This is a genomic window from Paenibacillus sp. FSL W8-0194, from assembly GCF_037969745.1.
GTDB lineage: Bacteria > Bacillota > Bacilli > Paenibacillales > Paenibacillaceae > Paenibacillus_AQ > Paenibacillus_AQ cookii.
Genome location: NZ_CP150205.1, coordinates 2,535,460 through 2,549,807, shown reverse-complemented (window position 1 = coordinate 2,549,807; position 14,348 = coordinate 2,535,460). Strand labels below are relative to the sequence as shown.

9 protein-coding genes are annotated in these 14,348 nt (G+C 55.2%); 1 reads left to right on the top strand and 8 read right to left on the bottom strand.

Features of this window, described 5'->3' with window-relative positions:
- Nucleotides 1-36: 36 nt before the first annotated feature.
- The 6 genes from MKY58_RS11370 to MKY58_RS11345 form a co-directional block, all read right to left on the bottom strand.
- The gene (locus MKY58_RS11370) at nt 37-5,685 is read right to left on the bottom strand and encodes a discoidin domain-containing protein (protein ID WP_339324612.1); all 5,649 of its coding nucleotides are present in this window, start codon (nt 5,683-5,685) and stop codon (nt 37-39) included.
- Nucleotides 5,686-5,730: 45 nt separating this feature from the next.
- Entirely contained in the window at nt 5,731-7,290 is a 1,560-nt protein-coding gene (locus tag MKY58_RS11365; RefSeq protein WP_339324611.1) for an ABC transporter substrate-binding protein, read from the bottom strand.
- Nucleotides 7,291-7,357: 67 nt separating this feature from the next.
- A complete protein-coding gene (locus MKY58_RS11360) occupies nt 7,358-8,236 on the bottom strand; it encodes a carbohydrate ABC transporter permease (RefSeq protein WP_339324610.1) in 879 nt (292 codons plus the stop codon).
- Nucleotides 8,237-8,252: 16 nt separating this feature from the next.
- Nucleotides 8,253-9,167: an ABC transporter permease subunit gene (locus MKY58_RS11355; RefSeq protein ID WP_339324609.1), complete on the bottom strand. Its 915-nt coding sequence runs from the start codon at nt 9,165-9,167 to the stop codon at nt 8,253-8,255.
- Between the two features lie 441 nt (nt 9,168-9,608).
- Nucleotides 9,609-10,718, bottom strand: coding sequence for an aminoglycoside phosphotransferase family protein (locus tag MKY58_RS11350; RefSeq protein WP_339324608.1), 1,110 nt, complete (start codon nt 10,716-10,718; stop codon nt 9,609-9,611).
- A gap of 110 nt (nt 10,719-10,828) precedes the next feature.
- Nucleotides 10,829-11,710 carry a class I SAM-dependent methyltransferase gene (locus MKY58_RS11345; RefSeq protein ID WP_339324607.1) on the bottom strand — a complete coding sequence of 294 codons (882 nt, stop codon included), beginning with the start codon at nt 11,708-11,710 and terminating at the stop codon, nt 10,829-10,831.
- A 163-nt stretch (nt 11,711-11,873) separates the two neighbouring features.
- Between MKY58_RS11345 and MKY58_RS11340 the strand changes: the two genes are divergently transcribed.
- On the top strand, nt 11,874-12,437 hold the full coding sequence (locus MKY58_RS11340; protein ID WP_339324606.1) for a hypothetical protein: 564 nt from the start codon (nt 11,874-11,876) through the stop codon (nt 12,435-12,437).
- A 46-nt stretch (nt 12,438-12,483) separates the two neighbouring features.
- Here the strand turns inward: MKY58_RS11340 and MKY58_RS11335 are convergent, their stop codons facing one another.
- Nucleotides 12,484-13,050 carry an SMI1/KNR4 family protein gene (locus MKY58_RS11335; protein WP_339324605.1) on the bottom strand — a complete coding sequence of 189 codons (567 nt, stop codon included), beginning with the start codon at nt 13,048-13,050 and terminating at the stop codon, nt 12,484-12,486.
- Nucleotides 13,051-13,258: 208 nt separating this feature from the next.
- Entirely contained in the window at nt 13,259-14,344 is a 1,086-nt protein-coding gene (locus MKY58_RS11330) for an endospore germination permease (RefSeq protein WP_339324604.1), read from the bottom strand.
- Nucleotides 14,345-14,348: the final 4 nt, after the last annotated feature.

Sequence of the window (14,348 nt, the reverse complement as noted above, 5' to 3'; positions counted from 1 at the left end):
CCTTCCCCTGAGGGAAGGCCTGCTGGAATGTGTATTTTAACGAGCCGGCTCAAGTTTGGCATCGGCCCAATCGGCATGGTCTTCGGCGTTTCCGTCTCCGCCGTCCAGAACCACGAGTGTAAGCTCGTTTTTGCCGGAAATGTCGACATCGACTTGGCGGGCAGGCGTGTTTCGGTTCATCGTGCCGCTGTCGAACAGTTTGACGCCGTCCGCCCACACCTGGAACACGGCCGAACCACCAGGGCTCTCCAGATCGATCCCCGCCGCGGCGGTAAACCGCTTATAGCCTTTGCCCCCGATGGAATAGCGGATTTCCGAGGAGGCACGGGTGCCCAAGCCCTTGTCGTACGAACGGCTTCCTTTTCCGTCATACAAGGTCAGCACGTTTCCGCCGACGCTCCAATCCTTTTTCACCCGGCTCCAGCCGCTGGTCGCGTCCGACCACTGCATGTCGCTTAAATACTGCGGCGCGTCCGCGAATGTGAAATCGAAATCGTCATGGGCAGCGAGCTTCATTCGGACGGTGCCGGTATAGCCGGAATCGATCGCGATCGGCTTTTGCACCGGATTGGCCTCGACCCAACCCGGGAAGCCTGCGGGATGGGACCATTCGTTCCGGATGTGCAGGCGGACCGATCCGTCAGCGTTCAGCGAAGCTTTGACCGCCCCCGAGCCGTCCCCCTGCACCGAAATCCGGTTTCGGGATTTGCCGAACAGGAGGGAAGCGTAATTCACGTTCGTCTTGGAGGCGCGGAAATCCGCCGTCCCGAGGCCCTCCTTCTCATCCTCCATCCACGGCCAATCCGGCTTGACGCCGTACTTCTCTTCACCTTTGGAACGCTTCTTATAAGCGGTCCCGGTGAGTCTGCCAATATGGTTTGCCGGATATTCGTTCCATTCCCCGTTCCGATCCCAGGTGATCCGGTCGGCATCCGCGGCTGCATCAAAGGATACGCCGACGGCGTCGTAAGTTTCCGGCGGGTCGGTGACGGTATACGTGGTGGAGATGAGCCCCTTGCCGTCCACGCGAACCTCGAAATGGACGCCCGTCTTGCCGTATTGGCCCGATATGCGGATGACGGCTTCCTTGCCCGAGCGGCTTTGGCTGATGCCGGAGAGCGTCCATGCCCCAAGCTTCGACGTATAGCCCATATCGAGGTACGGCCCGCCGGTGATCATCGTTTTCCCTTTGTATTCGCCGGTTTGGATCATGCCCGTCGTTTTGCTGAACGTTAGGCGGAAATCATTGCCGGAAACGATGATTTGGCTGCCGGTTTCCCGGATATCCGGGGCTTTCCCTTGCGGCTTCCACGGCACGATCGTTCGCTGGCCGACGACTAGCAGGTATTCGTCCACGAGCGAATCGGCAGCGGTATGGTCGTCCCGGTAAATTTTCAGGCGGACGGCATCTCCGTTTTTCCACTTTCTTGCAGGAAGCGTAAGCTGCCCTTTGCTCATGGGCTCCACGGAAGAGCCTTGGAGCTTTCCTTTTTCTTGGCCGACGCTCCACTCGATGGTAACCTCGCTCAAATTTGTATGATTATAACGGTTTTCGATCGGTATCGTCAGCGGTTGGCCCGCTCCCGGGTTCGGAAGCGAATCGGCCCCGATTCTTACGGGCGAATAAGCTTTTTTGACGTTCCAATATTCCGGCTTTTCCCGGTTCCATTCGTCAAGGATGCCCCAGTTGACCAGGAAGCCCTGCCAGATCCCGTCCGGACCGTAAAAGCGCAGGTCGCGGGAGTGCCAGATGGCTCCGCCCAGAACGCCCGGCGTCTCGTACAGATCATCCCACAGCCGGTGAAGAGCGGTGCCGTAAAAATCCCTGTAGGCCGGATCGTCGTCGATCCAGTCGCCGTAATAGACGTAACCGTGGGCATATTCGTCGTACAGCTCCGGCTTGTCATGCGTGCCGAAAGTATGGCCGTATGGGGTGTAATGAATGCTGAACAAGTCGGTATACCCGGCAGGAGCGTTGAATCCCCAACTGAATTTCACGGGGCGGGACGGATCAACCGCCTTGACGTAATCATGGGTTGCCGCCACGTTGCTTCCCCACGCGCTTTCATTGCCGATGGACCAGATGACGATGCTTGGATGGCTGCGGTCCTTCTCGATCGTTTCGGAGAATTGGCCCATATAGTTGTTTAAATATTTCGGATCGCTGGCCCTGCCGTCGCTGACGAACATCACCGAGTTCTCCTGTTCGACGTAAAAGCCGAGTTCATCGGCCAAATCCAGCACGTATTCGTACTGCGGCCAATGGGAAGCGCGAATGTAGTTGACGTTGGCTTCCTTGAGCTTGATCAGCGACTCGCGGTCATGTTCCGGATCGGCGGCGACACCGATAAGCGGGGACGACTGATGCCAATCGACGCCGCGCAGCTTCACGACTTTCCCGTTCACCAGCATCTGGTTGCCCTCCATTCGGATCGACCGGAAGCCTATTTTGCGGATCACGGTTTGCACGGATTTGCCGTCTGCTTTCGCCGTAGCTTTCAGCGTGTACAGCCGCGGATGCTCGGCATCCCATTTCACGGGTTTTGCGACCGGGATTTGGATCGACGCTTCCGGCTGACTGCCCGTCAACGAAATTGCAGCCGGCTCGATCGGTACGTCGTTTCCGTCCGGATCGGTAAGCTGCAGCTCGATTTCCCCCTGCATCGCCTCCTCTAACGCCATGCCGGCCGATACCTTCAACGTCGCGTCCGAATACGCGGCGTCGAACTCGGTTTCGGCGTGCAGGCGGGTGATGTGATCGACGGGCAGCGCAAACAGCTTCACCTGGCCGATCAGTCCCCGGACATGCTGGTATTCGACAAACCCGGTTTCTGCCGTAATCCCGACGGTGATCGTGGCGTCTTCGCCCGGGGCAACGTATTCCGTAACGTCGGCGTCAAACGTCGTAAAACCTCCGCGGTGCTGGCGGACCAAATGGCCGTTGACCCAGACGCGGGCGAAGTTGAACGCCGCTTCGAAGCGGAGCATCACCCTGCTTCCATCATAGGAAGACGGAATGTTTACCGTTTTCTGGTACGCGTGTTCAATATTGCGGTCCGGGAACCAATCGCCGCCCTGCTGGCCGCGGATATCGAAGCCGAGCACCTCGATGTTGGCCGGGACCCGGACCTCTTTCCACCCGGACGTATCGGTGCCGTTTCTCCAGAAGCCCTGTCCGGGATTCAGCTTGAATTTCCACGTGCCGTCCAGACTGACGACCGGCTCGGGTACGCCGCTGACCGAAGCAGGAAGCGGAACGATCACCGGCCGCGGCCAACCATTCGTTGCCGGACCTACCGGAACGAGAGGCATCGGTTCGCTTGGCGTTCCCCAAACCGCCAACTCGCGGATGCCCGGCTTGGTGCCGGGCTCCAGCCCCGTGACGGTCACCCGGACATAACGCCGCGCCGTTTCCAGGAAGCGATCTTTTCGGACCTGGTCCCGGCCGGTAAGATCGGTCCTGTCCGCAACCGAATACCAGTGAAGGGCGTCGGCGGACACTTCGATTTTGTATTTGTAATTTTTTGCTTCATTCCAGGCGATTTGCGTGCCTGTCAGGTCGTAATCGCCGCCGAGATCGACCTGAAGCCAGCCGTTGGGTTCCGAGCTGCCGGCGATCCACGCGGTATCTTGATCGCCGTCGACGGCATTACCCGGTTTGGCTGCCGGCTGCGACGACGATGCCGACGCCTCTTTGCTCAGCGCGACGTTGGTTTCATCCCGCATGATGCTGTACGGAATGGAAGCCGAAGGGCTTGCATTCGCCCCGTCCGATACGTAGGCGCGGATCGTGACGTCCTCTTCCACGATCAGCGGCTCCGTATACAGGCGTTTGGAGACCGATGTCAGCGGATCCGTTCCATCCAGCGTATAGAAAATGGAAGCGCCCGGAATGGAGCTGGACAATGCAACGGCCGTCCCTGCAGCCACGTCCCCCGGCGGCGGGGTAGCCGACAACGGTATGACCTGATATTCGAACGTTTTGACCTCGCTGTCCTCTTTTCCCTCCATGGCGGCGTAAGCTTGCAGTTTGGTTGCGGCGCCGATGCTCCCGCCGTGCAGGATGATCGGTTCCTTATACACGGTCTTGGTCTCCGATGTCTTTGGATCGGTGCCGTCCGTCGTATAATAAATCGCGGCTCCAGGCTGCCCGCCGAACAGCTCGACGGCCGTGCCGTCAATCACCGGTCCCGGCTTGACGCTGGTTTCCACAGGCAGCGCGACGGCCGTATTGTACAGCTCGAACTCCCATATGGCCGCGGCGATGCCGGTTTTGTCCAACTGATGAAGCCTGACGTAACGCGCCTTCGCCGGGGCGAAACCGTATATCTGATCCTTGGAGTCGTCATTGCCGGTTTCTTCGGCCACCGTCGTCCAGCGCTCCCCATCTTCCGATACGTCGATCGTAAATTTCGTCACGTAGTTGACGTGATCCGGATTTTTGCGAAGGACCGCATAATTGACCGGCTGGCTGCTGCCCAGATCGACGGTCAAATCCCACAGCACGTTTTGTTCCGGTTGGGCATACGTCCCGGGGTTGCCGTCAATGGCGCGTCCGGCGACATTGCCCCAGCCTGCCGGGGACGACATTTCCGCCGTGGCCGTCAGCGCGAGGTTCGGATATTGGGACAAATCCTCCTTGGGAACCCGGTATTCAAAGCTTCCGACCTCGCTGACGCCCCCTCCCTTTTCGTCGACGGCAACCGCTTTTATGTTCAGGTCGGATCCGACCGAAATCGGTTCGGTATATGGATGCCGGGTCTCGGATGTCACCGGATCCGTTCCGTCCGTCGTGTAATAGATGGCCGCCGTGCCTGGAGAGCTGGACAGCTTCACTTGGGTGCCCGGCAGCACGGTTCCGGACGGCGGAGCGGCCGTCAATACGGGAATGACCGCGGCCTTCGAGAACAATTCCAGCTCGCTGACCCGTACGGCCGGCCAGTCGACGCCTTCAGCCGTTTTTTTCGTGACGTGAAGACGCACATACCGGGCCGAGATCGCATCCGGCAACGTCCGGTCGGTCACGGCATCCATGTTACCGACCACCGAATCCGCCGTTTGCCAGGGGCCGCTTGCATCCCCCGTGCTGTATTCCAATTGGAAATCCTTCGTCGCCCATGTTCCCGCCGCGCCGTGATAGACCGTCCAGCGCATGATCGGTTGAACGGCGCCCAGATCCACCATCGCCCATTCGTCGGCCAGCGGGCTGCTTTGCCATCCGGTATCGCTGGTAGACCACATAAGGTCCAGCCTGCCGTCCGTCAAATACGCTCCCGGATGCTGCGGAAGCGCGCTGCTCGCCGTTACCGGCTTGTTCAGCGCCAGGTTTGCCCCGGGTACGGCCGCGTCGCCGCTGCCGGGGGCCATCGCTTCCTCTCCCGGCCGAACCTCCGGCGGGGCCTGCCCATCCGTGCCGGGCGGCGCTTGGACATCGGCAGGGGAAGGGTTTTCCCCTGGCTGCTCCGGCTCCGCGCCGGGCGGCTGCTCGCCGGGCGGTTCTTGTGCCGCCGGCGGTACTTCGCCTTCAGGCCATCCTTCTTGCGGCGGGGCCTCTCCCGGACCCTGCGTTGCGGTCCCTGAAACGGCTGCATAGGCCCTGGGGGAAAAAAGCGGCGCGGCAGCAAACGGTCCAAGCACTAGCGAAACGGACAAAGCCGCGATGGCCCATGATTTCAACTTGAGCATGATCGGATATCCCTCCAACATTCAAAATGTTACGCTGCGCGTACCTCAGCCTCGCGGTGATTTGGGCTTAGAAGCGATAAATGCATCCAGCTGGCGCTGCATCTCCGCGATGACTTTATCGATCCCCGCCGATTTGAGCTTGTTTTCGAATTTCGGGTAAAACTGGTCGTAATCCGAAAATCCCGCGTACGCCGCATCGACATATTCCTTCTCGACGGCGTTGATTTGGGCCATTTCGGCTTTGACCGGGTCGGCATTAAACCGGAAGCCGAGGGTCGGGGCCTCTTTTGCCCCTTCGTCCCATTTCTGCAGCGACTGGATGAGTTCTGGGCTGACGTGCTTGCTGAAATGTTTGAGGCGAATATCGTCCCAAGCCCAATACACCTGATTATAGGTTTGCTGCTCCCCGATGCCTTCGAGGGTAATGGCGCTGCCGTCCAGTTTGAAGTTGACGTCCTTCACGCCGTAAGAGAAGAGGTCGTAATTCTCCTGTTGGCTGCGGAACCAACTGACGAAAGCGATGGCCCCTTCCGGGTTTTCGCTCGTCGAAAATACCGACAAAAGGTTGGAAGCGGCATCGAAAATGTACTTGGGCTTGTCGGGGTTTAGGAACACGTCTTCCAGCTCCCCTTGAGGAAGCGTTTTCTTGAATGCGTCGATCCGTTCCGTCGTTTTTAGCACGTTGGACCAGATTGCCGCAAGTTTCCCGTTGTTGAGCGCGGCTTCGGGGTCTTTGATTTCCTGCGCGTCCTTCGGCATCCATCCGTTCAAATACCATTTTCGTTTCGTGTTTACGATGTTTTTAAAAATTTCGGATTCGTAAAAATTGCGCACCTTCAGCTCCGGATCGGCGGGATCCACATATCCCGGCCCTGCTCCCATGTCGCCGACGGGCAAGTAGACGTCGCCGAACTCCCGCAGCAGCGCGCGGGTACCGTCGTTGGCGATCGGCATCATCCCCGGTTCGTTTTTCTTGATCGTGTCCAGGTAATGCTCGAAGTCGGCAAGCGTGCGAATTTCGGGCAGGTTGTATTTTTTGCGCAGATCCCCCCGAACCGCAAAGAAGTTGTTGTTTTCCGCCGTCGGCACGAGCGTGGGAATGCCGTAAATCTTGTTGTCGATCGAAGCGCTGAGCCAGTTGGCGGAAGGAATGTTCGCCTTCAGGTCTTTGCCGTTCGTTTCGAGCCATTCGTCAAGCGGGGACACGACATGTTTGGAAACGATTTGCGACAGCCAGCTGACATGCGTCCAGGCCAAATCGTATTTTTCGCCCGAAGCGGCGATCAGGTTCAGCTTGTTGGAATACTGATCCCACGGGAAATACGTGAATTCGAGCTTCAGCGGCAGCCCATCGGCGTTCAACTTGTCTTCAAGCGCTTTCTGCACGTTCGCCAGATCTTTCGGCGCATCGCCGGGAAGCACAATTTTGACCGTTCCGCCGACTTGCGTTTTGCCTTCTCCGCCCGTTCCCTGCTCGGTTTTCTTGTCGCCCGGGTTTTCCTCCTTTCCGGTCGCTGAACCGCCGGAACCGGAACAAGCCGCAAGCAGGCCGCTCAGCATCATTGCCAGGATGAGCATGGTAGCAAATGCATTCTTTTTTGTCACCGTTTAGAACCTCCCCGATTAAGTTGAAAAAGCTGTCTATGTTGAACCGTCTTCGGACGGCTGCAACCTATCCTTTGACCGCGCCGATCATGATGCCTTTCACGAAATACCGCTGAATAAACGGATAGACGAGGATGATCGGGCCGATCGTGACCAGCACCATGGCCATCTGCGCCGTCTCCGACGGCAGGGTCTGGCTGCCAGACACCAGGTTCCCCTGCGTGCTCATGTAATTGATCATGGATTGGATTTTGAAAAGGATGAACTGAAGCGGATACAGCTCCCGGTTGTCGATCAGCCAGAGCGCCAGCCCCCAATCGTTCCAATACGCGAGCGAGTAGAACAAGGCCACCGTCGCGATGATCGGCGTGGACAGCGGCAGCATGATTTTGGCAAACACATAGAGCGGTCCCGCTCCCTCCATTTCGGCCGATTCCAGGAGCGCTGGCGGCAGCGATTTGAAGTAATTGCGAATCAAGAACACATGGAATGGATTGATGAGCATCGGCAGGATTAAGGCGGCCAGCGTATCCTTCAGATGCAAATATTTGGTGACGAAGATGTACCATGGGACAAGCCCCGCGTTAAAAATCATCGTAATGAAAATAAACAAGGCGATGCCGTTGCGGTATCTCACTTTCTGCCTGGCCATCGTGTGGGCAAGCATGGCGCTAAGCAGCAGCCCGGCCCCCGTCCCGATCGCCGTCACAGTAACGGAAACCATGTACCCCCTCCAAATTTCGTCTCCGGAGAAAATAAGGCGATAGGCATCCCACGAAAACGTGTCCGGAAACAGCGAATACCCGTGCTTAATTACCGAGGATTCGCCGGAGACCGAGACCATGATCGTCAGAATAAACGGAATGGTCGTAAAAGCGCAAAAGGCGATGGCGATCAGATGAAATAAGACCTGAGACAACGAGTACCTTCGTTTTTGGATGTGCATAAGATCCTTCCTCCAGTTAGAACAGCGCGTTATCGTTGTTGATTTTTTTGACGGCCCAGTTGCAGCCGAGCACGAACAGGAATCCGCAGACCGACTGGTAGAGGCCTACCGCCGCAGGCATGCTGATGTCGCCGACGTTTTTGACCGCGCGGAAGACGTACGTATCGATGACATCCGTCGTTTCATACAGCAGCCCGTTATCGCCCACGATCGAATAAATCGTTTGAAAGTCCCCGTAGAAAATTTTCCCGACCGCCAGCAGCGTGACGATCGTGATGGTCGGCACAAGCAGCGGCAGCGTAATGTGGCGGATGCTTTGCCAGCGGTTTGCGCCGTCGAGCGCAGCCGCCTCGTACAATTCGTCGTCGATGCCAACGATCGTGGCCAGATACAAAATGACGGCATACCCGGTATTTTTCCAAACGTAGACCCCGACGAGGATGGCTACCCAATACCCCGGAGCGGAATACCAGTCGACCGGCGCCAGGCGCAAGAGATCCCTCAACTGGTTCACCAGCCCGTATTTGGAGCTGAACATCAGATACAGGAAGTTGCCGACGACGACCGCCGAAAAAAAGTAAGGCAGAAACATCAGGCTTTGGTACGTTCGGCGAAAAAAGCTTTTGCGGATCTCGTTCAGCAAAATCGCAAAGCCGACCGCGATCACCGTGCCGAAAACAATATAGTTGGCGTTGATAAACAGCGTATTGAACGTCGTTCTCCACGCATAATCGCCGTGGAAATAAAAAGCGAAATTTTGCAGTCCCGCCCACGGGCTTCCGAAAATGCCGTCCTTGAAGTTGTAATCCTTGAACGCAATCAGAATCCCGGGCAGCGGCAAATAACAGAACACCAGGAAATACAGCAGTCCCGGCAACGCCATGAGGTAATACCATCCGTTGCTTCGCAGTTCCTTGAACATGCCCTTCATACCATCGAATCGCTCCCCAAACATAAATTCCGCTTTTGTAAGCGTTGTCAACTTCGATCATAGGAGGTTTGCCCCGGAAAGGAAATTTCACTTTGTTAAGATGATATAAAAAATTTACGAAACGCCCTTTGAATTTTTAATTAGGATGCAGATTTTTGCAGTTTGCCAGGGAAAACGCCACTATTTTGCTTTAACCGGCCGGGAGTCGCACCTCTTCTTGCAATTGCTGTTCCACAAAAAAAACCGCCTTAAATTTTTAAGGCGGGCCAATCTCATATGGCATGCGATTACGCAAAAATCGAACGCCACCATCGTTAGGTATGACCTAATTCGCCTGACCAAGATTGCAAGCGGCGGCGGGTTCATCTGTTTTCGTAAAAAAATATGATCTTCGCGAAAAATAATGGCTTCTGACGGTTCTTAACCGCTTTCATGCGGCATTCAGCGTCGTAAAATCACTTCCGCTTCGGCAGCAGCCTCCATCTGCATCTCGGCGATCAGCGCGAGTTTGCCGCACTGCGGCGATGTTGAATCCTGCTTCAGCTTTTGCAGCAGCTTGGGGACCTCCCATACGGAACGCAGCGCAAAAGCCGCCAGAAAACCGAAACGGGGAAGCATTTCGTCGCCATGCCAGCCTGCCTCTCGCAGCCCTTCAATATAGGAGGAGAGGAACTGTTCGCGCAAGTCCCTGCCTGACTCCGGCTGCATTTGCCCTCTGCTGACGGATAATCCGAAAAAGCGGCCCAAATCTTCCCCGACGCCGGAAATGCTGGCAAACTGCCAATCGATCAACGCCAGACTTCCTTCGCGCAAGCGATTGCGACTGAACAAAATGTTGGCTTCATAATAATCCTGATGCGAAAACGTTCTGGGCAGTCGCTCCAGCGCATCGATCCACTGGGGTACGGAGGTTTCCAGCTCCGCGAACCTGTCCAGCAGGGAAGCTAATCCATGGCGGGATACCGCCGGATCACGGGCTATTGTTTCCACATTCAAGGATCGGTATTTCTGGCATTCCCGGATCCATGACCGCATCCAGCCGCGGTTGATCCACGGATATTCAGGCAGCGCCTTTCCGAGGAGATAGACGGCATGAAACGCTCCCAGCTTTTTCGCTGCAAAAGTATAGTCCTCCAGTTCCCATTTCTGGGACTCATGCGGCATCTCCTCAAGCCACAGCCATACGGATCCGTCAGCCTGTTCATCGATCCCATAACATACCGGCGCCTGAAAACCTTCCGGCAAATGTTCCAGCAAACCTGACTCGTAGGCCAACACTTCGCGGCGCCAATAATTGTAGTGCGAAGGGTCGCTCCGATTCGGGTCGGCCAACATGATTTTAAGGATGACGGTCCATTCGCGAACCGTTCCTTTGACCTCATTGGTACCGTAAACGCGGTACACCCCGTCGGTCACGAAATTACGGGCCTTCGGCCCGACCGGTTCGCAAGTCCAACGGGTCATCGCCCCCTCTTCGGTTTGGAGGATACGCTTCGAAATTTCGGTCAGCCGTTTTTCGTCGATTTGGGAATATACGCTTTCTTTGATCATAAAAATGAAATCCTCCTTACAAGGGCATTTTATCGCCCCTCCCCGTCAGGGCCCGGCATGAATGCCAAAAACATCGGATGCGTGCTGCCGCATACAGGTCCAATGAGGCTTTATTGGGATGTTTTCCGCTTATTTTTGCAAAGAAATGCCCCGACGGGTTTGGAAATGACCAGCTCGCCCCCGTTTGACCGAATCATCTCTTCCGTCAATAACATAAAACACGGTGCGATAGCGTCGCGCACCTCTCTGGGCAGGTTGTCGTCGTTCATGGGACCTTGGTATAACTGCGTCGCCGCATAATACTGAAATACGGGCATCGGATCAGCCACCTTAAACCCCGCCTCATAGGTCCATAACTCGACCTGTTCGAAATGTTCCCTTAATATTTGCTCTCCGTTTTCCAATGAAAAGGTAATCGGATCTTCCTTGACGCCGAAAGGAATGCCCAGCAGCTCCATCGTTCTCAGATGCAGCAGGAACAGCTCGGGCATTCCTTTTTCGCTGTTGGTCGTAGCGAGCAATTTTCCCGTGTTCTTTAACACCCGGCTCAATTCCGCAAGTCCCCTGTGCAAGTTCGAGAGATGGTATAACATATGGTTGGCCATCGCAAGGTCGAATTGTTCGGATAAAAAAGGAAGATTCTCCGCGTCGGCCGCCAGATGAAGCATCGGGAGGGATTCCGTTTGGGCTTGCACGCAGGACGGAAGCATCACGCCCTCTGCCAGATCGCATCCGATCAAAAATCCCGTTTTTCCCTTCAGGATCCGGCTCACAGGCAACGAAAACCGCCCATTCCCCGTGCCGAGATCCAGAACGTACTCCGTTCCCGACAGCAAGAGCCTGCTTATGACCCATTCTTCAAACGATTCCTGCTGCAAGCGGTATTTCTCCATGACTTCGTACTTTGCTTTGAGGTTGCGCTCGGTACCATAGACGGATTCAATGACGAATTTATCGCGGGAACCTTCATAATAATTCCGGATCTTCTGCACTGGGCCGGCCTCCCTTAACTTATAATCATGACGAAACGGGCTTGTTTTGTTCTTCACGTTCCGCTTTCGTCCGTAAATTCGTTGCTGCTTTTAAAATTCCATTTTATTCATGAAGCCGGTTGATTATAATCATGTCATGAGCTATTTGGAAAGGAAGTGTCACATGAGCAAAACGACCCGAGTGCCTTTGACCGCGCTGATTTCGGCTTTGAATCTCTTCCCCCCTGACGGGCGGGTTTGGTACAAGAAAAAAAGAAACATCCTGCGGATGGCCCTCATTGCGTTTTGCTTGATCGGCATGCTGGTCGTATGCTTCAAATACGGAGGCAACGTGCGCAAGCATTTATGGATCGGCATCGGGGGATACAGCGGCGTACTGTTTTTCTTCAGTTTTTTTCCTACATATGTCTTTTATCGAATCCGCCACCGGCAGGCAGGCCCGACCAAAGCGGATCTCGGGTTCATGGCGTTCCTCTTCCTGCTGTCCTTCTACCCGCTGATCATGCTCGGAATGGTAACGGCAGATATCGTGCAGGGCCCGATCGACAAAGTGATCCATGTGGAGGAAAAATGGGATCCGAAACGCGGCGGGGACATGGTGAAAACAAGCGAGGGCACGCAATACGAGATTGCCGACCGCAAGATCAAGATGAGAGAGGGCGGCACCTACCGCGTCAAAGTGTTGAAGCATTCCAAGCTGATCCTGGAAGCGAAGAAACAGCGCTAAAAAAAGCGCGTCAGCCAATGCCCCCCCCTCCCGGCGGCTCTTCTTTTTACCCTTTCTCCACAAAATGATGGTCAAAATAAGCTTTAAAATTCGGATACAACAATGCAAGGTGCTCTTGGAGCTGCTTCCGATCCGTATGTACTTCGTCCATCCCGAACAAAATTTCGTGGTCGATTTCGTAAATCGCCTGTTGATCTTCGTCCGGTCCGCTGCCTACGTCGATGCACCAAATGCATCCGTACTCCGCATCCCATGCGAATGGAAGATAACCAAGCCTGCAGAGCAACGGGTTGTACATGTCCCGGATGTTTTTCAAAGGCTCGTTCGTATCCTGCTCCGGAATATCGTCGAAATAGTGATGATAGGTAGAGATGAAGGCCTTGTACCATTCCGGAAACGTCAAGCCGAACTCTTTTTCCAGCGCCGATATATCCTCTGCGGAGACCGTTGACGGCACCAGCTTCCACACGGACCATTCCTCTTGGCTGTCATCCGCTTTCATCGGAGCAGGCACGCCAGGACGCATCCATACGCAAAACCCGTCCTCCCCAACCTCGCTGTGCCGGTCATAATAAGCTTCAAATCCTGATTTGATGTAGTCTCGTATATTCATCGCGGGTTCCCCTTCAATATGAAAAAATCCGAACTTCAAATGCAGCAGCCTTTAGCCGCTCCGGTTCGTATTTTTATGGTAACCCAAGCCGGCAATCCAAAGAAACCCCTGATAGACAAAAAATAAAAAGCCGCTGGAAAGCGGCTTTTCGTTAAACATGGCTCAAGGGTATAAGCTATGCTTCCTCCCCTTGTCCGCCCGCAAGAATTCAGGAAGATATTTTCCGCCGCAGCCATGCGGCAGCCACAAGGAGAAGCGGAACCAGGACGAGCACGATCACCGACGAACCTGTCCCTCCCGTAGGGAAATAGTGGAGCATTTGCTGGAAGTTTTTTGCCACCCATATGCTGAACACCGAGATCAGCAGACCGACCGGAAACACCAGCGGACGATAATCCTTGATGTTTAGCCATTGGGCCAGATTCAGGGACAGCGAGTAATACCACATCGAAATTTGCACGAAACCGCCGAGAATCCACAAGGCCATCACGATCGCTTCCACGTGCGAGAAAAAGTCGGAAATGCTGATATACCGGGAAGCCGACAGAAAAGGAAACGTCAAATTAGCCGTGGTTTCCCCGAACAAAAACAGGCAGGTAAAGTTGGTGATCACCATCGTAAGCATCATGAGAAATACGGCGAATAGCCCTCCTTTAAACCCTTTGTCCCCCTTCCGGACCGACGGATAAAAAGACGTGATCAGCAAAAATTCCATAAACCAGACGGCAGGCTCCAAGGAGCCTTTAAGCGAAGGGAGCACCCCCGTTCCGAAGACCGGAAGCATGTTCAAAACGTTGTATTCGGGCAGAAGGAACAAAAAAATGGCCGCGACGAACAAAAAGAATATCGGCGCAAAAATCATCGCAAACCTCCCGATGACTTCCACGCCTGAACGCACGGCAAACGAGGACGTGGCCACGATGGAGCCGATGATCACGGTCAGCGGCGTCTGCGAGAGAAAAGCCTGCACGATAAACTCGGCATATTCCCTCGTAATCAATCCGGTCGCATCGATCTGGAAAAACAGGAGCATGAACCCGAGCACGCTCCCGAGCCACTTGCCAAACACGCGGTTCAAATGGCAGATGATCGTTTCCCCCGGATAATATCGGTTCATGATCCATGCAAGCCCCACGCATAGGAAACCAAACACCGAGCCGATGATAGGCGACAACCACATATCCTGTTTCGCATACATAGCCGTGAATGACGGTACGATGAGGATCGAGGTGCCGCCGATCATCAAATACATCATCAAACCCAATTGGATGTTCGAGATTTTTTCCTTCTCCATCGTT

Coding starts and splice junctions, on each gene's coding strand:
- MKY58_RS11370 (WP_339324612.1), bottom strand. CDS start 5,685: ATGCTCAAGTTGAAATCATGGGCCATCGCGGCTTTGTCCGTTTCGCTA.
- MKY58_RS11360 (WP_339324610.1), bottom strand. CDS start 8,236: ATGCACATCCAAAAACGAAGGTACTCGTTGTCTCAGGTCTTATTTCAT.
- MKY58_RS11355 (WP_339324609.1), bottom strand. CDS start 9,167: ATGAAGGGCATGTTCAAGGAACTGCGAAGCAACGGATGGTATTACCTC.
- MKY58_RS11350 (WP_339324608.1), bottom strand. CDS start 10,718: ATGATCAAAGAAAGCGTATATTCCCAAATCGACGAAAAACGGCTGACC.
- MKY58_RS11340 (WP_339324606.1), top strand. CDS start 11,874: ATGAGCAAAACGACCCGAGTGCCTTTGACCGCGCTGATTTCGGCTTTG.
- MKY58_RS11335 (WP_339324605.1), bottom strand. CDS start 13,050: ATGAATATACGAGACTACATCAAATCAGGATTTGAAGCTTATTATGAC.
- MKY58_RS11330 (WP_339324604.1), bottom strand. CDS start 14,344: ATGGAGAAGGAAAAAATCTCGAACATCCAATTGGGTTTGATGATGTAT.